This is a genomic window from Methylomagnum sp. (assembly GCF_054333355.1).
In genome coordinates, this window is the sequence record NZ_JBTEKS010000018.1 from 1 (window position 1) to 25,563 (window position 25,563).

The 25,563-nt window shown below is 61.5% G+C and carries 22 protein-coding genes; 17 read left to right on the forward strand and 5 right to left on the reverse strand.

All coding sequences use genetic code 11. The annotated features are described in order from the left end of the window. The 3 genes from ACXWUF_RS02960 to ACXWUF_RS02970 all read left to right on the forward strand — a co-directional run. The coding region (locus tag ACXWUF_RS02960; protein WP_458493163.1) for a DEAD/DEAH box helicase at window positions 1-1,589 on the forward strand (1,589 nt) is incomplete at its 5' end. A 270-nt stretch (window positions 1,590-1,859) separates the two neighbouring features. Beyond that, window positions 1,860-2,357 (forward strand): DUF2956 domain-containing protein, encoded by a 498-nt coding sequence (locus tag ACXWUF_RS02965; protein ID WP_458493164.1) that lies wholly within the window; start codon window positions 1,860-1,862, stop codon window positions 2,355-2,357. A gap of 18 nt (window positions 2,358-2,375) precedes the next feature. After that, the gene (locus tag ACXWUF_RS02970; RefSeq protein ID WP_458493165.1) at window positions 2,376-2,948 is read left to right on the forward strand and encodes a lipocalin family protein; all 573 of its coding nucleotides are present in this window, start codon (window positions 2,376-2,378) and stop codon (window positions 2,946-2,948) included. A 188-nt stretch (window positions 2,949-3,136) separates the two neighbouring features. Here ACXWUF_RS02970 and ACXWUF_RS02975 read toward each other — a convergent pair whose 3' ends face one another. The 3 genes from ACXWUF_RS02975 to ACXWUF_RS02985 all read right to left on the reverse strand — a co-directional run bounded on the left by ACXWUF_RS02975 (window position 3,137) and on the right by ACXWUF_RS02985 (window position 7,186). Next, window positions 3,137-5,812 carry a UPF0182 family protein gene (locus ACXWUF_RS02975; RefSeq protein WP_458493166.1) on the reverse strand — a complete coding sequence of 892 codons (2,676 nt, stop codon included), beginning with the start codon at window positions 5,810-5,812 and terminating at the stop codon, window positions 3,137-3,139. 456 nt (window positions 5,813-6,268) lie between these two features. Continuing rightward, window positions 6,269-6,940 (reverse strand): potassium channel family protein, encoded by a 672-nt coding sequence (locus ACXWUF_RS02980; RefSeq protein ID WP_458493167.1) that lies wholly within the window; start codon window positions 6,938-6,940, stop codon window positions 6,269-6,271. A gap of 63 nt (window positions 6,941-7,003) precedes the next feature. Further along, on the reverse strand, window positions 7,004-7,186 hold the full coding sequence (locus tag ACXWUF_RS02985) for a hypothetical protein (RefSeq protein ID WP_458493168.1): 183 nt from the start codon (window positions 7,184-7,186) through the stop codon (window positions 7,004-7,006). On the opposite strand from ACXWUF_RS02985, the gene ACXWUF_RS02990 reads away from it, so the two are divergent. The 6 genes from ACXWUF_RS02990 (at window position 7,185) to ACXWUF_RS03015 (ending at window position 14,423) form a co-directional block, all read left to right on the forward strand. Continuing rightward, entirely contained in the window at window positions 7,185-8,288 is a 1,104-nt protein-coding gene (locus ACXWUF_RS02990; protein ID WP_458493169.1) for an efflux RND transporter periplasmic adaptor subunit, read from the forward strand. The genes ACXWUF_RS02985 and ACXWUF_RS02990 overlap by 2 nt on opposite strands. Before the next feature lie 6 nt (window positions 8,289-8,294). Next, window positions 8,295-11,444: an efflux RND transporter permease subunit gene (locus ACXWUF_RS02995; RefSeq protein ID WP_458493170.1), complete on the forward strand. Its 3,150-nt coding sequence runs from the start codon at window positions 8,295-8,297 to the stop codon at window positions 11,442-11,444. Further along, a complete protein-coding gene (locus tag ACXWUF_RS03000) occupies window positions 11,437-12,885 on the forward strand; it encodes an efflux transporter outer membrane subunit (RefSeq protein ID WP_458493171.1) in 1,449 nt (482 codons plus the stop codon). Before ACXWUF_RS02995 ends, ACXWUF_RS03000 begins: the two co-directional genes overlap by 8 nt. Window positions 12,886-13,126: 241 nt before the next feature. Next, window positions 13,127-13,408, forward strand: a complete 282-nt coding sequence (locus tag ACXWUF_RS03005) for a DUF2721 domain-containing protein (protein WP_458493172.1) — start codon at window positions 13,127-13,129, stop codon at window positions 13,406-13,408. Next, window positions 13,366-13,584, forward strand: coding sequence for a DUF2721 domain-containing protein (locus tag ACXWUF_RS03010; protein ID WP_458493173.1), 219 nt, complete (start codon window positions 13,366-13,368; stop codon window positions 13,582-13,584). Before ACXWUF_RS03005 ends, ACXWUF_RS03010 begins: the two co-directional genes overlap by 43 nt. A 161-nt stretch (window positions 13,585-13,745) precedes the next feature. Continuing rightward, entirely contained in the window at window positions 13,746-14,423 is a 678-nt protein-coding gene (locus ACXWUF_RS03015; RefSeq protein WP_458493174.1) for an O-methyltransferase, read from the forward strand. A 118-nt stretch (window positions 14,424-14,541) separates the two neighbouring features. Here ACXWUF_RS03015 and ACXWUF_RS03020 read toward each other — a convergent pair whose 3' ends face one another. Next, on the reverse strand, window positions 14,542-15,027 hold the full coding sequence (locus ACXWUF_RS03020) for a hypothetical protein (protein ID WP_458493175.1): 486 nt from the start codon (window positions 15,025-15,027) through the stop codon (window positions 14,542-14,544). Between the two features lie 440 nt (window positions 15,028-15,467). Between ACXWUF_RS03020 and ACXWUF_RS03025 the strand changes: the two genes are divergently transcribed. The 7 genes from ACXWUF_RS03025 to nifJ all read left to right on the forward strand — a co-directional run bounded on the left by ACXWUF_RS03025 (window position 15,468) and on the right by nifJ (window position 24,156). Then, the gene (locus tag ACXWUF_RS03025) at window positions 15,468-16,178 is read left to right on the forward strand and encodes a hypothetical protein (RefSeq protein WP_458493176.1); all 711 of its coding nucleotides are present in this window, start codon (window positions 15,468-15,470) and stop codon (window positions 16,176-16,178) included. Next, complete coding sequence (locus tag ACXWUF_RS03030) at window positions 16,175-16,921, forward strand: DnaJ domain-containing protein (protein WP_458493177.1); 747 nt, start codon at window positions 16,175-16,177, stop codon at window positions 16,919-16,921. The genes ACXWUF_RS03025 and ACXWUF_RS03030 overlap by 4 nt, the downstream gene beginning before the upstream one ends. 175 nt (window positions 16,922-17,096) lie before the next feature. Beyond that, a complete protein-coding gene (locus ACXWUF_RS03035) occupies window positions 17,097-18,734 on the forward strand; it encodes an NAD(P)-binding protein (RefSeq protein ID WP_458493178.1) in 1,638 nt (545 codons plus the stop codon). A gap of 14 nt (window positions 18,735-18,748) precedes the next feature. Beyond that, entirely contained in the window at window positions 18,749-19,567 is an 819-nt protein-coding gene (locus ACXWUF_RS03040; protein WP_458493179.1) for an Rpn family recombination-promoting nuclease/putative transposase, read from the forward strand. Between the two features lie 6 nt (window positions 19,568-19,573). Then, the gene (locus ACXWUF_RS03045; RefSeq protein WP_458493180.1) at window positions 19,574-20,071 is read left to right on the forward strand and encodes a type II toxin-antitoxin system prevent-host-death family antitoxin; all 498 of its coding nucleotides are present in this window, start codon (window positions 19,574-19,576) and stop codon (window positions 20,069-20,071) included. Window positions 20,072-20,082: 11 nt separating this feature from the next. Next, complete coding sequence (locus ACXWUF_RS03050; RefSeq protein WP_458493181.1) at window positions 20,083-20,508, forward strand: hypothetical protein; 426 nt, start codon at window positions 20,083-20,085, stop codon at window positions 20,506-20,508. A gap of 60 nt (window positions 20,509-20,568) precedes the next feature. Continuing rightward, a complete protein-coding gene (nifJ, locus tag ACXWUF_RS03055) occupies window positions 20,569-24,156 on the forward strand; it encodes a pyruvate:ferredoxin (flavodoxin) oxidoreductase (RefSeq protein ID WP_458493182.1) in 3,588 nt (1,195 codons plus the stop codon). Between the two features lie 55 nt (window positions 24,157-24,211). On the opposite strand, the gene ACXWUF_RS03060 is transcribed toward nifJ, so the two are convergent. Then, complete coding sequence (locus tag ACXWUF_RS03060) at window positions 24,212-24,706, reverse strand: cytochrome P460 family protein (protein ID WP_458493183.1); 495 nt, start codon at window positions 24,704-24,706, stop codon at window positions 24,212-24,214. Window positions 24,707-24,767: 61 nt separating this feature from the next. On the opposite strand from ACXWUF_RS03060, the gene ACXWUF_RS03065 reads away from it, so the two are divergent. Next, a complete protein-coding gene (locus ACXWUF_RS03065; RefSeq protein ID WP_458493184.1) occupies window positions 24,768-25,334 on the forward strand; it encodes a MerR family transcriptional regulator in 567 nt (188 codons plus the stop codon). Window positions 25,335-25,563: the final 229 nt, after the last annotated feature.

The window sequence follows — 25,563 nt, forward strand, 5'->3', positions numbered from 1 at the left end:
AGGCTGGAGCGGAGATGGAGGTGGACGGCGTCCGCTCCGCCGGGTGGATCCGCAAGCTGCTGAAGCAGCTGGAGGACCGCGCCGCCTTCGAGGAGCTGCCGCCGCCGGACGGCTTCCAGGGAGTGCTGCGCCCCTACCAGCAGCGCGGCTTCTCCTGGCTGCAATTCCTGCGCCATTGGGGGCTGGGTGCCTGCCTGGCCGACGACATGGGCCTGGGCAAGACCGTGCAGGTGCTGGCCCTGCTGCAGCGTGACCGGGAAGCCGGCGAGCGGAAACCGGTGCTGCTGGTCTGTCCGACCTCGCTGGTCGAGAACTGGCGGCGGGAGGCGGCGCGGTTTGCGCCCTCGCTGCGGGTCTACATCCATCACGGCGCCGGTCGAGTTCGGGGCTTGGGCGAGGAGTCCGAGACGGAAAGTGCCGCCTCCTCCTTCGCGGGCGCGATTGCCGGCCACGATCTTGTGCTGACGACCTATGCGCTGGCCCTACGGGACCAAGAGGCGCTGCGCACGGTCGCGTGGGACACGCTGATTCTGGACGAGGCACAGAACATCAAGAATCCCACCTCGGCCCAGACCAAGGCGGTGCTGAAGTTCAGCGCCGACCACCGGCTGGCCCTGACCGGCACGCCGGTGGAGAACCGCCTGCTGGACCTGTGGTCCATCTTCAACTTCCTCAACCCCGGCTATCTCGGCAAGCAGTCCCAATTCCGCCAGCGCTACGAGCTACCCATCCAGCGCGACAACGATCCGGGCCGGGCGGAAACCCTCAAGCGCTTGATCGAGCCGTTCGTGCTGCGGCGGGTCAAGACCGACCCGGACATCATCCGCGACCTGCCGGACAAGCTGGAGAACAAGCAATTCTGCAACCTCTGCCAGGAACAAGCCTCGCTGTACGAGGCCGTGGTGCGCGAGGTGGAGCAGCGCCTCGGCGGCACGGAGGCCATCGACCGGCAGGGCTTGATCCTCTCGACCCTCACCCGGCTCAAGCAGATATGCAACCACCCGGCCCAGTTCCTCCACGACGGCAGCCCGTTCACCGGCGACCGCTCGCCCAAGCTGGAGCGGCTGTGCGACATGCTGGGCGATGTGATCGGCGAGGGCGAGAGCGCCCTGGTGTTCACCCAGTTCGCGGAAGTGGGCGGGCAGTTGGAAAGGCATCTGCGGGACACGCTGGATTGCCCGGTCTTTTATCTACACGGCGGCGTCCCGGCCACCAAGCGGGAGCGGATGATTTCCGAATTCCAAGACCCGGACACCGGACCCGGCGTGTTCGTGCTGTCGCTGCGGGCGGGCGGCGTGGGCATCACACTGACCAAGGCCAACCATGTCTTCCACTTCGACCGCTGGTGGAATCCGGCGGTGGAGGACCAGGCCACCGACCGCGCCTTCCGCATCGGCCAGCAGAAGAACGTGTTTGTCCACAAGTTCATCACCCTCGGGACGCTGGAAGAGCGCATCGACCGGCTGATTGAGGAGAAGAAGCAGGTGGCGTCGTTGATTGTGGGGAACGACGAGTCGTGGCTCAGCCGCCTGGATAATCAGACGTTCAGGGAGTTGATCGCGCTGAACCGGATGGCGGTGTTGGAGTAGCAGGAAAACCCCACGCTGCCCTTATGATGGGTTACGGTGCGCCGCTACGTTTTCAGAATTCGGATGCCCTCCACGGCGCACCTTCACCCATCCTACGGAAGCCGGGCAGGGCAATCGCGCTATGTGATCTTTCTCCCTCTCCCAAAGGCGAGAGGGGAAAACAGCGGCCCCCGGCATAGCGCGGTTGTCCTGGGAAGCCGGGCGTTTCCTCCGATCACGCCAACCAAGACAGGTTACAATCCCCCCGTTTTTTCGCCCGGATTCCACCCCATGACCAAGCCCACCGAAAAACCCGCGCCCGCCCCCAGCGCCGAGGAACTGCTCCTAGACGAAGCCATGCGGATGGCGCGGGCCGTCCAGAAGCCCGGCCAAACCAAGGAGCAGACCAAGCTCGTCGCGCAAGGCATCGCCAAGGGCATCGAGCTATACAAGAAGCAGCAAAGCGCCAAGGCCCGGGAGCGGGACAAGGCCCGCAAGCGCGCCCAGAGGCTCAAGCAAACGGCGGCGGACACCGTGGCGGATCAAGGGACGGACGAGGCGGACTGGCCCGGCGAAACTCAGGACACTGGCGGCGCCGGGGCGCTCCTGGTGGGCGGAATCTTATTCGCGGCCATGGCGCTGGCGCACTTGGCGCGGGTGTGGGCTGGCTGGAATCTGGTCTTGGGTCCGTGGACAATACCGTCCTGGCTTTCTGTGATGGCGGCGGCCCTCTTGGCGGGGCTTGCGGCTTGGCTCTTATACAACTACAAACCCGCGACGCAACGCTGACGATGAGGCAGGAGAAACATGAAAATAATTTCGGCGATCATGGTGATTTTATTGGTGGCGGGGCTGAGCTTCGTCCTGATCGGCCACACCGGCATCCCGGAGGGAGTCACCCCGGTGAAGGGTTTCGACATCAACCGCTATCTGGGCACCTGGCATGAAATCGCCCGGCTGGACCACGGCTTCGAGCGCGGCCTGACCCATGTCAGCGCCGAGTACAGAATGGACAAGGATGGACAAATCCGGGTCATCAACCGCGGCTTCAACCTCAAGCGCGGACAGTGGGAGGCCACGGACGCCAAGGCTTATTTCATCGACAGCCCCGACGTGGGCCGGCTCAAGGTGTCGTTCTTCGGCCCGTTCTACGGCAGCTACAACATCATCGAGCTGGACGAGAAGAATTATTCCTGGGCCTTGGTGACGGGACCGAGCCGGAATTTCCTGTGGATTCTGTCCAGGGACAAGACCCTGGACCCCGCGGCCATGACGCATTTGATTGAGAAGGCGAAAAGCCTGGGCTTCAAGCTGGAGAAAATAATCTACGTGGATCAAAAGGAAGGCACCGCCGCCCCACAACCCGCCCCGGCGAAATAATCCCCCAAGCATGATTAAGCCGACTCGGTTGCAAAAACCGAGTCGGCTTTTTTGCGGCCCGGCGGCGGCCAGAGCATTTTCATTCCCAATATACGGATGGAAACGCTGTGGGAGCGGGCTTTAGCCCGCGACCACCACACCCCGGGTCGTGGGCTAAAGCCCACGCCCACGCCCGTACGCGGGCTGGCTCACGGCACGGGCGAGAAGGACCGGCTCGGCGGCGCGGCGGGCACCGCCGTCGGCGGCGCCGGCCGCTGGTCCCGCAACTCCTTTAGCTTCTGCTCCAGCCTCGCGATGCCGTTTTCCAGCGAGGCGTCCATCACCACCACGTTGCCCATGGACAGGATGATGCGCTGTAGCTCGGGAATCCGGGTGCCGCTGGTCGAGACGATGTAGACCGGCTGCACGTACAGCACCGAATGCCCCACCGGCAGCACGATGATCCGGCCCCTCAACACCCGCGAGCCTTTCTGGTCCCACAGCGAGAACATCCGGGCGATTTCCGGATCCTGGTCGATCAAGGCGCTGACCTGGGCCGGGCCATCCACCTGCACTTCCCGGCTGAACTTGTAGAGCACGATCTGCTTGCTATAGCTCATGCCCGGCGTGAGGTTGGCGCCCACCGTGGGCGTCCCGGCCACGACCAAGGCGCTGAGATTGCTGCGGCCCACCGGCGTCATGGGATTGATTAGCACGAAGCTCTGCTGGTCGTCCCGGTAGCCTTCCAGCGCCGTGGTGAAGAAGAAGGGCCTCACCACGGCGTCGTTGACCCTGGGGAAGTCCCAGGTTTCCGCCTGCTCGTAGAACAACTCCGGCGTCGTCTGGTGGTAGCGGGAGTAAATCTTCATCTGCGCCGTGAACATGTCCTTCGGGTAGCGCAATTGCTCCTTCAAGCCCGGCGGCATGGCGCTGAGGTCTTTGAACAGGCCCGGATAGGCCTTGTTGTAGCCCTGGATGATGGGGTCTTTGGTGTCGGCGACGTAGTAATCCACATGGCCGTCGAAGGCGTCGACCACGATCTTGACCGAGTTGCGGATGTAGTTGAGTTGCTGGTCTTCCTCGTCCCGCTTGAAGCGGATGTTGGAGCGCTTCGACACCGGATACCAATCGGACGTGGTGTAGGCGTCCATGACCCAGAACAAGCGCTTGGGGGTGAGGACGATATAGGGGTCGTGGTCCAGGTTCAGGAACGGCGTTAGCGCCTTGACCCGCTCCACGATGTTGCGGTGGAACAGGGCGCGGCTCTGCTCGCCGATGTTGACCGAGAAGAACAGCTTCTCATCCCGGAAATACAGCGCGAACAGGAGCTTCCTGAACAGCGAGGAAATCGGCACGCCGCCCGCGCCGGTGTAGTTGTAGCTGGACTCCTCGTCGATGCTGGAGATGCCGACGATGTTCAGTTTGTTGGGCACGATGGCGTAGGTCAGGTCTTCCTCGCCGAAGTAAATGTCGGGCTTCTCCATCTTGAAGCCCGCGACGCTCCTCAGGTCCAAATCCTGCAAATACCAGCGCATCGGCGTCTGGCCGTCCTGAGTCGCCGGGGTGGCGACCGCGCCGAAGCCGTGGGTGTAGCGCAGGTGGGTGTTTTCCCAGTTCTTGGCGGCGTCTGGCAGCTTGGAAATGTTGACTTCCCGCGCCGCCAGGTTCACCTGCTCCAAGCGGCCATTAATCATGTAGCGGGCCACGTCCGCGTCGGTGAAATGGTAGTAAGGCCGGATGCCCTGCAATTGCTGATAAACATCGTCGAGGAATTCGGGGTCCCACACCGGGATGTTGTAGAGGTGGGAACGCAGCTCCGGGTCCAGCACATCCTCGTCCGGGAGTCCTGGGGTCAAATCAATGGCCTTGATGTCCCGCAGATCGTAGGCGGCGAGCGTCGCCTCGATGTTGTTCTTCATGAACTCCCGCTCGGTCTTGACCGGGTTCGGCTTGACGATGAAACGGTCGATGACGCTGGGAATCAGGCCAACGTGAAGCACGCCCCGCGCCAGCGCGAACACGACGGCCAGGGCAATCGCCACCATCAGCCCCTTGCGCCGCTGGCCGAAATAAATGCCGGCCACCGCCGCCGCGATGAAGGCCAGGACCGACAGCCAGATCAAGGGCAGGTAATAGCGAAGCTCGATGAAGCCCGGCCCGAAGAACTGCGGCTCGTGGACCTCGGTGTAGAGCAGTTGGAAGCGGTCGAGCATGAAGCCCCAGGCCACGATGAGCGTGGTGACGAGGGCCAGCCCGCTCAGGTGGAGCTTGGCGCCGGGGGGCCAGGAGCCGCTCGGCCCCGGCAGCAGGCGATGCTCCATGCCGTACAGCACATAGATGGCGACGGTCAGGATGACCGAGGTCAGCAATAGCTCGAACTGGATCAGTTGGAACACCGGGTAGGAAAACAGATAGAAGCTGATGTCTTGGCCGAACACCGGATCGGAATTGCCCGATGCCGGGGCGAACACGAACAGCAGCGCCGCCTCCCACTGCTTATAGAAAGGCAGGGCGATGGCGACGGCGAGGATGATGGACAGCGGCAGGTAAACCCGCAGGGAGCCGGTTTGGAATTGCCGTTGCAGGCTCTCGCGGCGGCTGATCTCGGCGCGGCCAAGGCCCGTGAAATCGTCGTCCACCGCCAGGAAGCGCGACGCCGCCCAGAAGTTCAGGAAGAAGATCATGAAGAAGAACAGCGTCACGGCACCCGAGAGGATGTAGCGGTACAGCAGCTTCAGCCAGAAATAGCCCCCGTAACCCAGCTCGTCATGCCACCAATAATCCACGATGAAGTGCGTGAGGGCGATGCCCGACGCCAACAACACCACGGCCAGTCCAACTATCGCCGCCGCGGTGACGATCAGGAGCCGTTTCCAATTTCGCATAGAGTCCTCTCGGATTGTTCTGAATTCTTCAGTGACGGGTGGGGGATGGGGAGTGGCGAACTATCCGCGCCGTGTGTCGGAAAGCCGTGGCAGGAACCGTCCCGGTGCGCCCGGACTAGGGCGTAAGATAATACCAGGGCAGGGGTCAGACAAGGGGAAATGGGCGGTGGACGCAGGGCAATCGCGCTATATGAATTTCCCCCTCTCGCCTTTGGGAGAGGGCTGGGGTGAGGGTATCCAACCCAGGGATTTATGGCCTTTCCAACCCGAATCACAAGACCCGACCTCGGTTCTTCAAGGAAGAAAACCCGTTTTGACACCCTCACCCTGACCCTCTCCCAAAGGCGAGAGGGGAAAAACAGCTGCTTCCCGGCATAGCGCGATTGCCCTGGCTGTTTACTTGATCCATATGGAAGTCTTCGGGGAAAACCCTGTCTCAAAAAACCGGCCCGCAAGCTATGGCCCCTCCCCCCGCAGCTCCGCGCTATAAGCCCCCACCAACCGCCCAACCAGCACCGCCAGATACAACTGCCCAACGATGGCTTCCAACATCGCCAGGGAACGGGCCGGTTTGGTCACGGCGACCACATCGCCATAGCCCAGCGTGGTCAGGGTGGTGTAGCTGTAATAAAGATACCCCCACAAATCCCGGCCCAAGGGTTCGGCGGCCTTGAGCGAGCCGGGGCGCACGCCGTCCAGGAAATAAAACGCTTGGGCGAAAATCAGCCCCAGCAGCAGATAAGCGCAGACCGCCGCGAAAATCACATCCAGGGTGACTTTCCGCTCGGCCCGGATATGGGCGGCGATATTCGCCAGGGTGTGCATGAAAAACAGCGCGGTCAAAACTTCCGCCGCCATGTCCCAGGCTTCGCCCCGCTGCAAGTGATAAATGGCTTTCGAGACGAACCCCAGCACCGCCAACCCCAACGCCACCCGGTACGAATATTTCCCGCCCCGCGCCGCATACAGGCCGGAAAGGACGATGGCGGTGAAAAACAAATCGGTCAGCAGGCTCATTCCGATCAATCCGTCCAGGAAGGGCCGGACCAGAAGCATCAGCAGGATGGCCAGCGTCAGGATGCCAAAGCGGTAAGAAGGATGCCGGGGGAAGGCTATGCTTTTCGTCATGGAACGCCTGTTGGGTGGAGAATAATCTCGTCGATGGTCACTGGATTATTTCAGCATAACCCATTAAAAATACCCGCAGGCTGTCACACCGACCCGCGGCTCGGTGGCGTAGGCAACGGGTTCAATTCTCAAGCCACACATGAAAGATAAGGAACGCGGAATGAAAAGAAAAAGTTCGAGGACTATCCCCAACAGGCGCGCCACCGGGCCGACGCGTTTTTCCATGGCCGTGACGGCGTTCGCCATGGCGCTACTGGTCGGCGGCTGCGGCAAACCCGAGCAGAAGCAAGCGCCGCCACCGCCGCCCGTGGTCGAGGTGACGGACGTGGTGCAGCGCGATGTGTCGATCTACAGCGAATGGGTGGGCAGCCTCGACGGCATGGTGAACGCGCAGATTCTGGCCCAGGTCACCGGCTACCTCATGAAGCAGAATTACCTGGAAGGCCAGCCGGTCAAGAAGGGTCAGTTGCTCTACGAGATCGACGCCCGCACCTTTCAATCCACCCTGGATCAGGCCAAAGCCAATCTGGCCCGGCAAGAGGCCGTGCTGAAAACCGCCAAGCTGGACCTGTACCGGGTGGAGCGGCTGCTGCCCCAGAACGCCGTGAGCGTCCGCGACCGGGACACCGCCGTGGGCCGGGAAGCCTCGACGGCCGCCGAAGTCCTGGCCGCCCGCGCCGCCGTGGAAACCGCCCAGCTCGAACTGGGTTTCACCAGAATCACCTCGCCCATCGACGGCATCGCGGGCCTGTCCAAGGCCCAAATCGGCAACCTGGTGGGACCGGGCAGCGCCAATGCGGTGCTGACCACGGTGTCGCAGGTCGATCCCATCAAGGCGTACATCCCCCTGAGCGAGCAGCAATATTTGCAGTTCGCCCGCGACAGGCAGAACGGCGAATCCCACCGGGAGAGTCCGCTGGAACTCATACTGGCCGATGGCACGACCTATCCGCAGCCTGGAAAATTCTTCTTCGCCGACCGCCAGGTGGACGTGAAGACCGGCACCATCCAGGTGGCCGTGCTGTTCCCCAATCCCGGCGGCTTGCTGCGCCCCGGCCAATTCGCCCGCATCCGCGCCGTCACCAAGACCCGGCCCGGCGCTTTGCTGGTGCCGCAACGGGCGGTCGCGGAAATGCAGGGCCGCCGGCTGGTGGCGGTGGTGAAGCCCGACAACACCGTGGAAGTCCGCCCGGTGAAGTCGGCGGAAACCATCGGCAGCCTGTGGGTGATAGAAGAGGGGTTGAAGCCGGGTGAGCGGGTGATCGTCGAGGGCATTCAAAAAGCCCGGCCCGGCACCAAGGTCGATCCGAAGCCCTTTGCGGAAGCTCCCGCAGCCACCGGGAGATAGTCCGTCATGGCCAAATTTTTTATTAACCGCCCGATTGTGGCGATCGTCATCGCCATCCTGATGGTGATGATCGGCCTCGTCTCGATGTCGGAACTGCCGATCTCCCAATTCCCCAATATCGCCCCGCCGGAAATCCAGGTCAGCACCACCTACACCGGCGCCGACGCCAGCACGGTGGAGCAGGCCGTCGCCACGCCCATCGAGCAGCAGATGTCCGGCGTGGACAACATGAACTACATGTATTCCATCAACGCCAACAACGGCCAGATGACCTTGCGGGTCAACTTCGACGTGGCGACCGACCCCAATACCGACCAAGTGTTGGCGCAGATGCGCAAGTCCCAGGCCGAGTCGCAATTGCCGCAGGACGTGCGCAACTACGGCGTCAACGTGGTGAAGTCCACGGCCTCGCCGCTGGTCATGTTCGCCCTGTATTCGCCGAAGGGCAGCTACGACAACATCTTCCTGGCGAACTACGCCTACATCAACATCAACGACCAGATGACCCGGGTGAAGGGCATCGCGTCCGTCTCGGTGTTCGGCGCGGGCCAGTACGCCATGCGCATCTGGGTCAAGCCGGACCAGCTCGCCAAGCTCAACATCACCATCCCGGAAATCATCAACGCCGTCCAGGCGCAGAACAACGTGAACCCGGCGGGCAAGGTCGGCGGCGAGCCGGTGCCCGACGGCCAGGAGTTCACCTACGCCGTCCGCGCCCAGGGCCGTCTGGAAACCGAGGAGGAATTCGGCAACATCGTGCTGCGGGCCGACCCGTCCGGCTCCATCGTCCGCATCAAGGACGTGGGCCGCATCGAACTGGGCGCCCAGACCTACGACATGAAGGGCCGCTTGAACGGCAAGCCGGCGGCGCTGGTGGCGCTGTACCAGTTGCCCGGCTCCAACGCCATCGAAGCCGCCCAGGGCGCGAAGCAGGTGATGGCGGACCTGAAGACCCGCTTCCCTGAAGATCTGGATTATGTGGTCGCCCTGGACACGACCCTGGCCGTGACCGAAGGCATCAACGAGATCAAGCACACCTTCTTCGAGGCGCTGGTGCTGGTCATCCTAGTGGTGTTCCTGTTCCTGCAAGGCTGGCGGCCCACCCTGATTCCGCTGCTGGCGGTGCCGGTGTCGCTGATCGGCACCTTCATGCTGTTTCCGGCGCTGGGCTTTTCGATTAACACCTTGTCGCTGTTCGGCCTGGTGCTGGCGATTGGTCTGGTGGTGGACGACCCCATCGTGGTGGTGGAGGCGGTGGAGCATCACATCGAAAAGGGCTTGAGCCCGAAGGAAGCCACGCTGAAAACCATGCAGGAAGTGACCGGTCCCATCATCGGCACCTCGCTGGCCTTGATCGCCGTGTTCATGCCGACGGTGTTCATCCCCGGCATCACGGGCCGGATGTACCAGCAGTTCGCCGTGACCGTGGGCGTGTCGGTGATGATTTCCACCTTCAACTCGCTGTCCTTGAGCCCGGCCCTGGCGGCCTTGCTGCTGAAACCGAGGAAGCCCGCCTGGAAGCCGGTGCAGAAGTTTTACGATGGCTTCAACGCGGTGTTTGGCCGCGCCAATAAGGGCTATGTCGGCTTTTGCGGTGTGTTGATGCGCAAGAGCCTCATCAGCATGGTGTTCCTGGCGCTGCTGGCCGGCACGGCGGGTTTCTTAGGGAAGGGCATCCCCATGGGCTTTTTGCCGGATGAGGATCAGGGCTACCTGTTCGCCGGTATTCAGTTGCCGAACGTGGCCTCGCTGCAACGCACCGACGAGGCCACCAAGAAGGTCGAGGAGATTCTCAAAAACACGCCGGGCGTGGAGTATTACTCCTCGGTCATCGGCTACAACATGCTCTCCCAGGCCAACACCACCTACAACACCTTCTTCTTCATTTCTTTGAAGAAATGGGACGAGCGCACCAAGCCCGAAGAGCAATACGAAGCCATCAAAAAGCACATCAACGCGGCCATGTCCCAGATCCCCGACGCGGTCGGCTTCGCCTTCCCGCCACCCGCGATCCCCGGCGTCGGCACGTCGGGCGGTGTGACCATGATTCTGGAGGACCGGGCCGGCAAGGATGTAGCGTATCTCGCCGAGAACACCCAGAAGTTCATGGCGGCGATAAACAAACGGCCTGAAATCGCCCGCGCCATGACCACCGGCCTGCCCTCGGTGCCGCAGATTTTCGTGGATGTGGACCGGGACAAGGTGTTGAAGCAAGGCATCCCCTTGTCCGATGTGTACAAGACCCTGCAAGCCTACATGGGGTCGGGCTTCATCAACTATTTCAACCGCTTCGGGCGGCAATGGCAGACTTATGTCCAAGCCGAGGGCGAATACCGCAAGGACACCAATTCGCTGGGCCAGTTCTATGTGCGCAACAGCGCGGGCGACGCCGTGCCGTTGGCCGCGTTGACCAGCATCCGGGAGACCTCGGGACCGGAATTCACCATGCGCTACAACCTCTACCGCAGCCAGCAACTCATGGTTACGCCCAAGCCCGGCTACAGTTCCACGCAAGTCATGAAAGCCTTGGAGGAGGTGTTCGCCGAGACCATGCCGACCGACATGGGCTATGACTATTTAGGGATGAGCTACCAGGAGCAGCAGGCCCAGAAAGGCGTCTCGCCGGCGGTGGTGTTCGCCTTCGCCATCTTCTGCGTATTCCTGATCTTGGCCGCGCTGTACGAAAGCTGGAGCCTGCCGTTCAGCGTGTTGCTGGGCACGCCCATCGCCGTGTTCGGCGCGTTCGCCGGGTTGAAGCTCGGCGGCTATGAAAACAACCTTTATGCCCAAATCGGCTTGGTCATGCTCATCGGCTTGGCCGCCAAGAACGCCATCCTCATCGTCGAGTTCGCCAAGATGGGCGTGGAGGAGGGCAAGTCCTTCTTCGACGCGGCCATGGAAGCGGCCCGGCTGCGCCTCCGGCCCATCCTCATGACCGCCCTGTCTTTCATCCTCGGCTGCGTGCCGCTCGCCATCGCCAGCGGGGCCGGCGCCTTGTCGCGAAGGGTCATGGGCTACACGGTCATCGGCGGCATGACGGCGGCGACCTGTCTGGCGATTTTCTTGATTCCGGTGTCGTTCTATGTGGTGGAGAAGTTGGCCCATCGGAAGACGGCCGGCGAAGTTGAAGTCAAGGGGGGAGAGGACCATGCGTAAGTTCATCGCCCTCACACTCGCGGCGTCCCTCGCTGGCTGCTTCCAAGTCGGCCCCGACTACGTCAAGCCGCAAATAGACACCCCCAAGCAATGGCGCTTCGCCGACCAGGCGGCCCGCGACACCACCAACCTGAAATGGTGGGAGCAACTGAACGATCCCGAACTGAACCGGCTGGTGGAGCGCTCGGTGCGGGGCAACCTGGACCTCCGCATCGCGGTCGCCAGCGTCGATCAATTCATGGGGCTGTACGGCACGACGCGCTCCAACCTGTTCCCGCAAATCGCCGGCTTCGGCGACTATCTGCGCCGCAAGAACAGCGCCCGGTCAATCAACTTGCCTGACAATTTGAATTTCAACAGTAAAGACCAGGACTACACCCGCCTGGGTGCGCAGTTGAACTGGGAACTGGACGTGTGGGGCAGCCTGCGGCGGGCCAACGAGGCGGCCTTCGCCGACATGCTGAGCCGGGACGCGGTGCAGCGGGCGGTGCTGCTCACCCTCGCCAGCGACGTGGCCCAGACCTACATCCAGTTGCGGACCCTGGACAAGAATCTGGAAATCACCCAGCAAGTGGTGGCGACCCTCGACGAGCAACGGAAGATTGACCAGGCCCGATTCCGGGAGGGCTACGGGTCGGAGCTGGAAGTCAGCCAGGTCGAATCGGAATATCAGCGTCGGCTGGCGTTGATTCCGGCGGTGGAGGAGTCCATCGCCCAGACCGAACACGCGCTGAAGGTGCTGCTGGGCGAGAACCCCGGCCCCATCCGGCGTGGCCGGGCGCTGGATGAACTGGCTTCGCCCGCCGTGCCCGCCGGGCTGCCGTCGGACCTGTTGGCGCGGCGCCCGGACATCCAGTCGGCGGAACAGGACTTGGTCGCCGCCAACGCCCGGATCGGCGTGGCGCGGGGGCTGTACTTCCCGAAGATCATGCTCACCGGCGACGTGGGCCAGCTCAGCGCCCAGGCGGCGACGCTGTTCACCCCCGGCGCCAACTTCTGGACCATCGGCACCAACGTGCTCGGACCCATCTTCACCGCCGGGAAGATCGCCGGGCAAGTCCAGGCCGCCGAGGCGGGGCAGCGGGCCGCGTTGGCGAACTACCAAAGGTCCATCATCTCGGCCTTCCGGGAATTCGAGGACGCCCTGGTCGCCTCCCAAAAAACCAGGGAGCAGCAGGAAAAACAGGCGGCGCGGGTGGCGGCGGTGGGCAATTACTACCGCCTCTCCAAGCTGCGCTACGACGAGGGGATGGTGGATTACATCACCGTGCTGGACTCGCTGCGGCAGTTGTACGAGGCGCAGATTGATCTGTTGCAAGCACGGAGTTCCACCTTCACCGCGTCGATCCAGTTATACCGGGCCATGGGCGGCGGGTGGATCGTCGCGGCGGAGGAGGCGGCTCGTTTGCCGAAGCCGCAGGAGCCTTCGGTGTTTCCGTAGAAGATGCCCGCATGGAGACATGCGGAATCCGGGATGATTCGCGCTCCGAATCTTCCCGGATTCCAATGCGTTTCGTCCGGGCTACTTTCGTCGATCATCGCGGTCGGTTGGAAATTGCCCTTCACCTTGCGAAGTGGGACGACACGCTTATTGACACTGTGTTGAGGTGCCGACTTCGCACGACGGGCATAGAGACTGCGTAAAATCGCTCGTTCCCTTTTTTCGAGTTCACGAGCGCACCATGCAATGCCAATCCTTAGCCCAGTTCACCTCCATACTCCAGACCGCCATCGGTCCCGCGCTGCTGATCTCGGGGGTCGGATTGCTGCTGCTCGCCATGACCAACCGGCTCAACCACGTCACCAACCGGGTCCGCTCCATGGCGTCGCAAAGGAATCCCATCCGGGCGGCACCGGCCACCCCAAAGCGGCGCAACTCGCCATTCTCTGGCGCCGCGCCCGGCTCATCCGACTGGCCATCGTGTTCGGCGCCGCCAGCGCCCTGCTCGCCGCGCTGCTGGTGATGACGCTGTTCTTGTCGATCCTGTTTGGCTGGGAGGATTCCGGGCTGATCGGTGCGCTCTTCGTCCTGACCATGAGCGCGTTGATTGCCTCGCTGCTGCTGTTCCTGGCCGACATCAACCAATCCTTGCGGGCCTTGAAGTTGGAAGTGGACCGGGCGGGAGTGCGGGGCGCTTAAAACGGTCGGGGAATTTCGGCGGTTCGGCGCGGCACTAAATTAGATAAATGCCTTGCGTAAGGTGGGTTAGGCACACACCGTAGGGCTGGTGTTTTGCGTGATTTTTTCCGTGCGCCGTGACTCACGATTATCCCGTTCCATCCAACGTCAAAGGAGCCTTCATGAGCGATTCACCCCCTTCCACCCCCACCACAATCCCGCCGGTGCATCCGGCCATCGAAGCCTATCTCGCGGGCCTGTCCGGCATGGTCGATACGCCGACGCTGCTGGAGATGGAACAACTCGCCACCCGCCTCAACTTCCCCATCATTGGCCGGCTATGCGGCATGTTCCTGAAAACCATGGCGCTCAGCGTCGGTGCCCGGCGGGTGTTCGAATTCGGCAGCGGCTTCGGCTATTCGGCCTATTGGTTCGCCCAGGCCGTGGGACCGGCGGGCCAAGTGATATGCACCGATGGCGACCCCGGCAACGCGGGCAAGGCCGCGAGTTTTCTGCGGGCGGCGGAATTGTGGGAACGGGTGGATTTTCGGACCGGCTTGGCCCAGGACGTGTTTGGCGCTACCGAGGGCGATTTCGACCTCTGCTACAACGACGTGGACAAGGGCGATTATCCGGCCATCTGGCGCATGGCCCGCGGGCGCGTCCGGCCCGGCGGGCTGTATATCGCCGACAACGTGTTATGGCATGGCCGGGTGGCCGTGGAGAATCCGGTGGACATCGTGCCCGGCTGGACCGAGGCGATCATGGAACACAATCGCTTGATTTTCGAGGACCGGGACTTCGACGTGTTCGTCAATCCGACCCGCGACGGGGTGATTGTGGCGCGGCGGAAAGGCTAGGCGGGGCGTTGGATGGGGAGATGAGGGCGTCATGGAAGAAGCGGCGGCATTGGGTTGATGGTGCGTCCCTGCAAAACGGCGATGAGCGACCGACCAGGGCACGCATCGCCGTCGCAACTCAACCCGCCTTGATGTTGACCTTGGAGGTCCAGCCTTCCTTGCCCTGACACTCGCCTTCCGTGACCTTGACCTTCACGAACGGCAACATGCCCACCACCTGCTCTTCCTGCACCGTGCCCTTGGTGCCCGCCTTGGCTAAACAGACATTCTGATCCTTGTCTTCTTCGGCATCGGAAGCGCCCACCAGCCCCGGCGCCAGGGTCAACTGGGAGTTGCCGCCATTGGGATTCTCCAGAACCACGCTCTGGCCGACGCTCACGCTGGCTTTGACCTGCGCCTTCCCGTCACCGCCGCCGCCACCCATGACCGTCAGGAAGACCACCAAGGCCACCGCGCCACCCACGACGATCTGCGCCGTCCGATTGGTTTTCAGGGTGTTGACGAGGCCCTGGGGAGCGCTCTCGGCGGCGGGGGTTTCCACGCTGGGGCTTGCCGTTTCGGCACTCTCCGTATTAGCGGTTTCTTTATTATCGTTTTCAGACATTGTTTACCTCCTCGTTGGATAGTTATTTCCGATACTTTACGCTGGCAAATGTTATTACCCGCCAACAGCCACAAGCCTGACTTATCAGGCCCGGGGTATCCACCAACGCCCATGGACACCTCCATGGACTCTAAAAAACCACCATTTAACCTGGACTCACAGGCTTAAATCAGTGGAATCTCCACCAGTCCCGCAGCGAAACGGCGGCAAAAACCCGTGCCTAAGATCAAAATTCCGGGCAATAGTTCATTCTTGACGAAAATTCCCCGACCGTTCCTCAGCCGCCGATCCCGGTTCGAACGCTATGAAGCAGGCGCAAATTATCATGTTGCCACCCCGATGCAAACACCCAATCGGATAAAATAGCCGGAGACGGAACGGCGGCCGCCGAATCCTTATCCAATCCCGTCGATACCGCCGAACACGGCCAGGGTGCCGCCATGAGCGATTCCAAAAAGCTTTCCACGCCCGCTTCCACCCGCGAAGTCAGCGCCTTCCTCGATAAACTCGCCAAGGCGCCGACGGTCAAACCAGCGGGGCGCAAGGGCCGCTTGCTGTTCGCCCTGGACGCCACCGCCAGCCGCGAACCCACCTGGCGGGAAGCCCGCCGCATCCAGGCCGACATGTTCGACGTGGCCGGCTCCTTGGGTGGCCTGGAAATCCAGCTTTGTTATTACCAGGGACTCGCGGGCTTCGACGCCTCCCCCTGGCTGAGCCAGTCCGAGGCGCTCCGCCGCCGCATGGCCGAGGTGGAATGCTTAGGAGGATTGACCCAGATTGGCCGGGTGCTGGAACACGCCCTGGCCGAATCCCGGCGCGGCAAGATCGATGCGCTGGTGTTCGTGGGCGATTGCATGGAAGAAAATGTCGATCATCTCTGCCAACTGGCCGGAAAGCTGGGATTGCTGGGCGTCAAAGCCTTTATGTTCCAGGAAGGCCACGACCCCACCGCCGAAGCCGCGTTCCGGCAAATCGCCAAGCTGACCGGCGGGGCGCATTGCCGCTTCGACGCGGGCAGCGCCCAGCAACTCCGCGACCTGCTCGCCGCCGTCGCGGCCTACGCGGCGGGCGGCTTGAAAGCCCTGGAAAACCTGGGGCAGAAGCGCGGCGGCGTGGCCCTGCAACTCACCCATCAGATGAAAAAATCTTGATCCAACTGCTGCTCCTACTCGGTGTTGTGTTCTTCGCCATGTTGGCGGCGCGGCGCTATCTCCGCACCGCCCCCGCCGACGCGGCGAAAAAATTCCGGCGGGTGTTGCTGGGTGGCGGGTTACTGCTGGCCCTGCTGCTGGCGGCGAGTGGTCGGCTGGCGTTTCTGCTCCCGCTGATTGGCGCGTTTGTCGTGTCACTCATCCGCTTCCTGCCCATGCTGCTCCCGCTGCTGATCCGGGCCATCCCGATCTGGCAGCAACAGCAGCGCCAACGTAGCGCCCGGCCCCATCCGGCGGGTGGCGGCGCGGACACGTCCACGGTGGCGTCGCGTTTCCTGCGGATGCGGCTCGATCACGTCAGCGGGGAAATCGGCGGCGAAGTCTTGGCGGGCCGCTACGCCGGTCGCCAACTGGCGGAGCTGGACCGCGCCCAACTGACGGACTTGTATAACGAATGCGTGCGCGGCGACCAGGAAGCCGCCACCCTCCTCCGGGCCTACCTGGAGCGGGTGTACGGCGAGGCGTGGGAAGACGCCGGGCCTAACGAAGCGCCGCCGCCTTCCAACGGCAAGATGACCGCCGACGAAGCCTACGAAGTCCTTGGGCTAGAACGCGGCGCCAGCCGCGACGACATCGTCGGCGCCCACCGCCGGCTGATGCAGCGCTTGCACCCAGACCGGGGCGGCTCGGATTATTTGGCGGCGAAGATCAACCAGGCCAAGGATGTTTTGCTGGGCCGATGACTATTTATTCCGCCTGGGTGTGGCGCTTGGCTCATTCGCAATTCTGAGTTTTCCAGCAATCTCTCCGACAACCCCACTAATCACCTACAATTGCCAGCAATTCAGGACACCCGCCGCGAAGCCGTTCGGCTGAGCGACCTGCCCGCCCCCATTTCAGGAGCAAGAAGCCATCACTATGAGCGACATCAAACGCACCGACATGACCCGCCCGGCGGACCTTTTGCAGCATGGCCGGGGCACCGGGCCGTTCCGCACTCAGCGCCCGGAATACCTGGACCTGCTGCCGCCCTGCAATAACGCCTGCCCGGCGGGCGAAAACATCCAAGCCTGGCTGGGCCTGGTCCAAGCGGGCCGTTACCAACGCGCTTGGCAAACCCTGGTGAAGGACAACCCCATGCCCGCCGTGCATGGCCGCGTCTGTTATCACCCCTGCGAATCCAACTGCAACCGCACCGCCGTCGATAGCTCGGTCAGCATCCACGCCGTGGAGCGCTTCCTCGGCGACTTGGCGATCAAGGAAGGCTGGAAGATCGAGCCGGACGCCCCGCCCAGCGGCAAGAAAGTGCTGGTGGTTGGCGCGGGTCCGAGCGGCTTGTCCGCCGCCTACCATCTGGCCCGCCAAGGCCACAGCGTGGAAATCCACGAGGCCGGTCCCGTCCCCGGCGGCATGATGCACTTCGGCATCCCCGCCTACCGCCTGCCCCGCGCCGAACTGATGGCGGAAATCCGCCGCATCGAATCCCTGGGCGTGAAGATCGTGCTGAACCGCAAGGTCGAGAACGTGTTGGCCGAGAAGGAGCGGGGCGGGTTCGATGCCGTGTTCATCGCGGTCGGGGCGCACCTCAGCAAGCGGGTGGAAATCCCGGCGCGGGACGCGGGGAAAATCCTCGACGCGGTGAGCTTCCTGCGCGACGCCAACCTGGGCGACGCGCCGCTGCTGGGTCGTCGGGTCGCCATCTACGGCGGCGGCAACACCGCCATGGACGCCGCCCGCACCGCCAAGCGGCTGGGCGCGGAAGAAGCCCTCATCATCTACCGCCGCGACCGCGAACACATGCCCGCCCATTCCTTCGAGGCGGACGAGGCCATGGAGGAAGGCGTCAAAATCAACTGGCTGCGCACCATCAAGGAAATCGACGAGACCCACATCACCGTCGAAATCATGAAGATCAACGCTGAGGGCTACCCCGAATCCACCGGCGAATTTGAAACCCTGGAAGCCGACGCGCTGATTCTGGCCTTGGGACAGGACACCGACACCGGGTTCTTGAAGGACATCCCCGGCATCGACTTCAAGCGCGACGGCACCGTGGTGGTGGACGGCAACATGATGACCGGCCACGCCGGGATTTTCGCGGGCGGCGACATGGTGCCCAGCGAGCGCACCGTCACCGTCGCCGTGGGCCACGGCAAGAAAGCCGCCCGCCACATCGACGCCTTCCTGGGCGGCGAAACCTACGTCAAGCCGCCCAAGCATGACTTGGTGGGCTTCGACAAGCTGCACCTGTGGTATTTCACCGATGCCGAGCAGCGCCAGCAGGACGCGCTGGAAATCGAGAAGCGGCAATACGGCTTCAACGAAGTCGTGGCGGGCTTGTCCGAACCGGAAGCCCTGTTCGAATCCAAGCGCTGTTTCTCCTGCGGCAACTGCTTCGAGTGCGACGGCTGCTACGGCGCCTGCCCGGAACAGGCCATCATCAAGCTGGGGCCGGGCAAGAAATACCGCTACGACTACGAGCGCTGCACCGGCTGCGCGGCGTGCTTCGAGCAGTGCCCGTGCCATGCGATTGAGATGGCGGCGGAGGCGGGCTGAGGATTTCCGCCGCCATGGGCGACAAGGACATCATTTCCAAGCAGCTATTCAAAACCTTGGTCCGGGATTTTGCGACCTATCTGTTTGGCCTGTCGGTAAGCGAGGTGGAGTTGCTGGACGATGCCGATGTCGAATTACTCGATACCTCTCAGCAACGGGTCGAGGAGCGCCGTTCCGACTTGATCGCGAAAGTTACCTTAGTTGGCGGCGAGTCGTTCATCCTGCATATCGAGATTCAGAACGATAACCGGGCCAATATGCCGGTGCGGATGTTGCGGTATCTCACCGATATGATGCTGGATTATCCAAGGGTTCCGGTGCGGCAATATCTGGTCTATATCGGCAAGCGGCCTTTGATGATGTCGGATGGGTTGGATTTGCCGCGCCTGAATTATCGCTATGAGTTGCTGGATATGCGGCAGGTCGATAGCGAGGTTTTGTTGCGGCAGGATTCGCCGGATGCTTGGGTGCTGGCGGTGCTGGGCACGTTTCGGGATCAGACGCCGCGTGAGTTTCTGGTGGGTATTCTCGACCGGCTGGTGCGAGAAATGCGGGAATCGCCCGACCGGCTGCGGGAATATGTGTATATGCTGGAAATTCTGGCAAGTAACCGGGAATTTGGCGTCGATATTGAGGAGGAATTGGAGATGTTGACGATTGAATATGAGAAGTTGCCGACGTATCGGATGGGCGTCAAGAAAGGACATCAGGAGGAAAAGCAGGAGATAGCGAAGAGGCTCATTCAAATGGGGCTTGAATCTGTACAAGTTGCGGCGGCGACAGGTTTATCTGTGGCGGATGTTGAGCAGTTGCGGGTCGGTCAAACCCAGTGAGGCGGTATGTTACAGATAGATGTTGAGAAACTGCCGACTTATCGGATGGGGCTAAAGAAAGGCGAAATGCTGGGCGAGGAAAGGGGGCGACAACTAGGCAGGCAAGAAGGCGCTCACGATGTCTCAGTTGCCGTTGCTAAAAATATGCTGGCAAAAGGGGAACATATAAAGCTAATCGCGGAATGTGTCGGTTTGAAAATATCAGAGATTGAACGGCTGCAATCCGAAACCCCCGACAACCCGACATCTGACGCATTATCCATCATGCAAACCATCACCCTCGCCGAAGCTGAAACCCGCTTTTCCGAAATCATAGAGCAAGCCAGCGCGGGCGAAGAAATCATTATCGAGAAAGATGGGAAGCCCTTCGTAAAAGTCGTGGCAGTTTCCCAGCCGGAATTGCCGCCGCGTGTATTGGGCTTAGGCCGTGGAAAGTTCAAGATTGTCGAGGATTTTAATACGATGGAAGCGGAAATCATTCGGGCTACGTTTGAACAAGACTGAGAGAAATTGAAATGTCTGTATTCATTATAAATACCGATACCGCCGCCAATGATGGTCATAGCTATCATAACCAATGGTTTGAACGCAGTGTTATCGTTACCAGCGGCTCCCAAAAATTCAGAGATATGCTAACCCGTCCGGTTATTGGCGATATAGTGTTAGTTTATGCAAATGGCATTGGAGTGGTTTTAATTGCGAAAGTGACTGGCGCAAATGTAATCACTATCCCACCAGACCTTATCCAGGAACGCATCGGTCATCACAGCGCCGACGAACACCACAGAAAAGTAGAATACATTCGCGATTTACGACAAAACCCTATATCTATAGCAACAATTACACAACTACTTAATAACAACCCAAGACATACCTTTCAGCAAGTTCGTAAAAACTTGCCGCAACTACTCGCATACCTCCAAGCGCATAATTTACTGTAAAACCCTTCACATCAACCTTTTCCCTACCGGAAAAGGAACCCACTCAAAAGGTACACCCCGATGACCAAACCTAAAGTCATCACGCTAGAAGGCAACGAAGCCGTCGCCTACGTCGCTTACCGCGTCAACGAAGTCTGCGCGATTTACCCCATCACGCCCTCCTCCACCATGGCCGAACTGGCCGACCAGTGGGCCTCCGAGAGTAAGAAAAACCTGTGGGGCGAAATCCCCCTCGTGGTGGAGATGCAGAGCGAAGGCGGTGCGGCGGGCGCGGTGCATGGCGCACTGCAAACCGGCGCACTGACCACCACCTACACGGCCTCGCAAGGGCTGCTGTTGATGATCCCCAACATGTACAAAATCGCCGGGGAACTCACCCCGACGGTGTTCCACGTCGCGGCGCGGGCACTGGCAGCGCAGGGCTTGTCCATCTTCGGGGACCATTCCGACGTGGCCGCCGTGCGCCAAACCGGCTTCGCCCAACTCGGCTCGGCCTCCGTGCAGGAAGCCCACGACATGGCCCTCATCGCCCAGGCCGCCACGCTCGAATCGCGGGTGCCGTTCATCCACTTCTTCGACGGCTTCCGCACCTCCCATGAGGTCAGCAAGCTATTCCTGCTGTCGGACGAGCAGATGCGGACCATGATCGATGAGCGGCTAGTGCGGGCACACCGGGGACGGGCGCTGAACCCGGACAATCCGTTCATTCGCGGCACCGCGCAGAACCCCGACATCTATTTCCAGGGCCGGGAAAGCGCCAACCCCTTTTACGCCCGCCTGCCGGAAATCGTGCAAGGCGTGATGGACCGCTTCGGCGAAGTCGTCGGGCGGCATTACAAGCTGTTCGAGTATTACGGCGACCCCAACGCCGAACGGGTGGCGGTCATCATGGGTTCCGGGGCGTACACCCTCCGGCAGACGGTGGAATGGCTCCGCACCCACGGCGAGAAAGTCGGCGTGATTCACGTCCGGCTGTGCCTGCCCTTCGCCGCCGAAGATTTCCTGGCTGCACTGCCCAAGACCGCCCGGACCCTCGCCGTGCTGGACCGCACCAAAGCCCCCGGCGCGACCGGCGAGCCGCTGTACAACGATGTCGTCACCACCCTGACCGAAGCCTACACGGCGGGTAATTTGACCGTCCTGCCCCGCATCATCGGCGGACGCTATGGCCTGTCGTCCAAGGAATTCAATCCCGCCATGGCCAAGGCCGTGCTGGATGAATTGAAGAAGGACCGGCCCAAGAACCATTTCACCGTGGGCATCAACGACGACGTGTCCCACACCAGCCTGGACTACGACGCCGGTTTCGACATCGAGCCGGACAACGTGGTGCGGGCCATGTTCTATGGCCTGGGCGCGGACGGCACGGTGGGCGCGAACAAGAACAGCATCAAGATCATCGGCGAATCGACCGACCTCTACGCCCAAGGCTATTTCGTCTACGACTCCAAAAAATCCGGCTCCCGCACGGTCTCCCACGTCCGCTTCGGGCCGGACCCCATCGAAGCGCCCTACCTCATCGCCTCGGCCAATTTCATCGGTTGCCACCAGTTCAATTTCATCGAGAAAGTCGATGTGCTGGAAAACGCCCGGCCCGGCGCGACCTTCCTGCTCAACAGCCCGTTTGGCCCGGACGAGGTATGGGACCAACTGCCGCGTGAACTTCAAGAGAAAATCATCGGACTGAAGCTCAAGGTCTACGTGATCGACGCCTCGAAAGTGGCCCGCGACACCGGCATGGCGGGGCGCACCAACACCATCATGCAGACCTGTTTCTTCGCCCTGTCCGGCGTGCTGCCCCGCGACGCGGCCATCGCCAAGATCAAGGAGGCGATCAAGAAGACCTACGGCAAGAAGGGCGAGGAAGTGGTGCGGAAGAACTTCGAGGCGGTGGACCAGACTCTGGCCCATTTGTACGAAGTGACGATTCCGGCGGAAGTGACCAGCCATTTGGAACGCCCGCCGGTGGTATCGCCCGCAGCGCCCGACTTCATCCAGCGGGTGACGGCGATGATGATGGCCGGCAAGGGCGACGAACTGCCGGTCAGCGCGGTCCCGGTGGACGGCACCTACCCGTCCGGCACGACGCAATGGGAGAAGCGCAACATCGCCCAGTTCGTGCCAATCTGGGAGCCGGACATTTGCATCCAGTGCGGCAATTGCAGCTTCGTCTGCCCGCACAGCGTGATCCGCGCCAAGTTCTACCACGGCTCCAAGCTCAAGGACGCGCCGGAAACCTTCAAGTCGGCGGAAGTCAGCGCGAGGGGTTTCCCGGAAGCCCGCTACACCTTGCAGATGTACACCGAGGACTGCACCGGCTGTAGCCTGTGCGTCGATGTCTGCCCGGCCAAGAGCCTCAAGGAAAGCGGCGTCAAGGCCATCAACATGCGGCCCAAGCCGGCGGACCTCACCCAAGACCGGGATAACATCCATTTCTTCGAGAGCCTGCCCGTCAACGACCGCGCCCGGGTGGATTTCTCCTCGGTGCGGGGGGCGCAATTCCTGGAACCGCTGTTCGAGTTCTCCGGCGCGTGCGCGGGCTGCGGGGAAACGCCTTATGTGCGGCTGCTCTCGCAGCTATTCGGCGACCGGCTGATCGTCGCCAACGCCACTGGCTGCTCGTCCATCTACGGCGGCAACCTGCCCACCACGCCCTGGACCAAAAACGCCGAAGGACGCGGCCCGGCCTGGTCCAATTCGCTGTTCGAGGACAACGCCGAATTCGGCTTGGGCTTCCGGCTCACCGCCGACCAGCATTTGAATCTGGCCCGGCGCTTGGCGGAGGACATCAAGCCCACGTTGAACACGCCCGCTCTGGTGGACGACATCCTCGCCGCGCCGCAGCTCACCGAGTCGCAAATCCGCAGCCAACGGGAACGGGTGGCCCGACTCAAGGCGGCGCTGCTGGTGCGGGAAGACGAAGCGGCCAAGAACCTGCTGTCGGTGGTGGACCATCTGGTCCGGCGCAGCATTTGGATCGTCGGCGGCGACGGCTGGGCTTATGACATCGGCTCCGGTGGCCTGGATCATGTGCTGGCGTCGGGCCGCAATGTGAACGTGCTGGTATTGGATACCGAGGTGTATTCCAACACCGGCGGGCAGTCGTCCAAGGCCACGCCGCTGGGCGCGGTCGCCAAGTTCGCGGCGGGCGGCAAGGCGGTGGCGAAGAAGGATCTGGCCTTGCAGGCCATTGCTTACGGCAATGTCTACGTGGCCCGCATCGCCATGGGCGCGAATCCGCAGCAAACCTTGCTGGCCTTCCGCGAGGCGGAAGCTTATCCGGGACCGTCGATCATTCTCGCCTACAGCCATTGCATCGCCCACGGCATCGACATGCGCCAAGGCTTGCAGCAGCAAGACCGGGCGGTGGCCTCGGGCTACTGGCCGCTGGTGCGCTACAACCCGGCCTTGCGCCAGTCGGACAAGAATCCCTTCGTGCTGGATTCAACCCGGCCCCGCATCAATTTCAAGGAGTACGCCCAGAACGAACTGCGCTACAAGATGCTGAGCCGCACTCACCCCAAGGAATACGAGCAATTCATGGAGATGGCGCAGGAAGTGGTTCGGCAGAAGTGGGATATTTATGAGGAAATGGCTTCGCGGGGGCAGAGTCGGTTTCACCCGGATGCGAGTGTGAAGCTTAAGTAAGATGAGTGACCGACTCTCCGAGCCAACATCGGAGAGTCGGCGCGAACCACTCCATTCAAGGTAATTTCACAGGGCGGGTAAATACCAAATCCTGATCTTTGACCGCGGTATGGCAGGCAACGCATTCCTGAGCAAAACTGGGCTTGTCATAGGCTTTTTGCTCCAGTCCCGTCCATTCGCCCCAGCCCCAACCGCCGGTGGCCGCATATTTTTCTGTGTCCTTCGCCATGAAAGCGGCGCTGACAAACTCATCGGGCACGGTGGCAGCTGGAAACACCGGGTTGGACTTATGCTGCCAACTCAGCTTGGCGAGGATGCTGCCATTCGGCCAAGGATTGGTTTTCCCCGTTCGCACGGCCTCAAGCGCGATGTCGTTACCTAAGATGGCTCGCAAAGTGTGGTTGTCCGAACGTTGGGAAAGGCTAATTAACCGAAAGTTCTTGTAATTTTCGGAAAGGCTGATAGCCCCGGACATTTTCTGAGTTTCGTCAGCCTGGGACAGGGACGTGAAGGCCAGCAAAAGGGCGATTAACCAAGCGTTTTTCTTCATAAGGTGGGCCTCGCGATGGAATGGTATACACGGTGTCGGGTGCCTGCCGGATACCGACGGCATGTTTATAGCGGGATTGCTGCGGCCCCGTCAACATAATCTAACCTTTACGTTAAAAATAGATTTGATGACTACGCGATTACCACCCCGTTCTCAGCGCGAGATTTTGAAAATTGGCGAGTTGGCTGAGGATTTAAGCACGACATCCAGGACGATCCGCTTATATGAAGAGCTGGGTTTGATCTCGCCTGAACGCACGGAAGGCGGTACTCGGCTTTACCGAACGAAGGACGCCAAACGCCTTGCCATGGCGCTACGCTTGGCGCGGCTGGGGCTAGAACTCCGTGATGTTCAACGCCTCGCCCACACGCGGGCACAATGCGCTTCTGGAGCGGAAGCTGTGACCAAACTTGTGCCTTTGTTAGATGAGTTACAGGTCTGGCTTGAATCGACCCTCACTGAATTGAAGCGTTTGCAGTGCGATCTGCAACAAACGGAAACCTTGGTTCGGCAATGTTCCGCTTGCCCTAACCGTCCCAATCGGCGTGATTGTCCCGAATGCCCGATGGAACAGAATTTGGATTTAACCGAATTGGTCCGCTTGATCTGGGATCCCGACAGTCCTTAACCGTCATTTTCTGCGTGTTTTTGTCTGTAATCCCTTAAAATTCCACAGAGACCCCGTTATGAACCTACAGACCCACTACATGGGGCTAAAACTCAAACACCCCGTCGTCGCCTCCGCCTCGCCCCTGTCCGAATCTGTCGATAGCATCCGCCGCCTGGAAGACAGCGGCGCGGCAGCGGTGGTCATGTACTCCTTATTTGAGGAGCAAATCCGCCGCGAAAACGCCGCC

What these genes read in the sequence shown, in the direction of transcription:
- ACXWUF_RS03035 (WP_458493178.1), top strand. Translation starts at nt 17,097, where the DNA reads ATGAGCGACATCAAACGCACCGACATGACCCGCCCGGCGGACCTTTTG.
- ACXWUF_RS02975 (WP_458493166.1), bottom strand. Translation starts at nt 5,812, where the DNA reads ATGCGAAATTGGAAACGGCTCCTGATCGTCACCGCGGCGGCGATAGTT.
- ACXWUF_RS03020 (WP_458493175.1), bottom strand. Translation starts at nt 15,027, where the DNA reads ATGTCTGAAAACGATAATAAAGAAACCGCTAATACGGAGAGTGCCGAA.
- ACXWUF_RS02980 (WP_458493167.1), bottom strand. Translation starts at nt 6,940, where the DNA reads ATGACGAAAAGCATAGCCTTCCCCCGGCATCCTTCTTACCGCTTTGGC.
- ACXWUF_RS03015 (WP_458493174.1), top strand. Translation starts at nt 13,746, where the DNA reads ATGAGCGATTCACCCCCTTCCACCCCCACCACAATCCCGCCGGTGCAT.
- ACXWUF_RS03065 (WP_458493184.1), top strand. Translation starts at nt 24,768, where the DNA reads ATGTTTATAGCGGGATTGCTGCGGCCCCGTCAACATAATCTAACCTTT.
- ACXWUF_RS03045 (WP_458493180.1), top strand. Translation starts at nt 19,574, where the DNA reads ATGTTACAGATAGATGTTGAGAAACTGCCGACTTATCGGATGGGGCTA.
- nifJ (WP_458493182.1), top strand. Translation starts at nt 20,569, where the DNA reads ATGACCAAACCTAAAGTCATCACGCTAGAAGGCAACGAAGCCGTCGCC.
- ACXWUF_RS02985 (WP_458493168.1), bottom strand. Translation starts at nt 7,186, where the DNA reads ATGGCGAACGCCGTCACGGCCATGGAAAAACGCGTCGGCCCGGTGGCG.
- ACXWUF_RS03025 (WP_458493176.1), top strand. Translation starts at nt 15,468, where the DNA reads ATGAGCGATTCCAAAAAGCTTTCCACGCCCGCTTCCACCCGCGAAGTC.
- ACXWUF_RS02965 (WP_458493164.1), top strand. Translation starts at nt 1,860, where the DNA reads ATGACCAAGCCCACCGAAAAACCCGCGCCCGCCCCCAGCGCCGAGGAA.
- ACXWUF_RS02970 (WP_458493165.1), top strand. Translation starts at nt 2,376, where the DNA reads ATGAAAATAATTTCGGCGATCATGGTGATTTTATTGGTGGCGGGGCTG.
- ACXWUF_RS03000 (WP_458493171.1), top strand. Translation starts at nt 11,437, where the DNA reads ATGCGTAAGTTCATCGCCCTCACACTCGCGGCGTCCCTCGCTGGCTGC.
- ACXWUF_RS03005 (WP_458493172.1), top strand. Translation starts at nt 13,127, where the DNA reads ATGCAATGCCAATCCTTAGCCCAGTTCACCTCCATACTCCAGACCGCC.
- ACXWUF_RS02995 (WP_458493170.1), top strand. Translation starts at nt 8,295, where the DNA reads ATGGCCAAATTTTTTATTAACCGCCCGATTGTGGCGATCGTCATCGCC.
- ACXWUF_RS03040 (WP_458493179.1), top strand. Translation starts at nt 18,749, where the DNA reads ATGGGCGACAAGGACATCATTTCCAAGCAGCTATTCAAAACCTTGGTC.
- ACXWUF_RS03050 (WP_458493181.1), top strand. Translation starts at nt 20,083, where the DNA reads ATGTCTGTATTCATTATAAATACCGATACCGCCGCCAATGATGGTCAT.
- ACXWUF_RS02990 (WP_458493169.1), top strand. Translation starts at nt 7,185, where the DNA reads ATGGCGCTACTGGTCGGCGGCTGCGGCAAACCCGAGCAGAAGCAAGCG.
- ACXWUF_RS03060 (WP_458493183.1), bottom strand. Translation starts at nt 24,706, where the DNA reads ATGAAGAAAAACGCTTGGTTAATCGCCCTTTTGCTGGCCTTCACGTCC.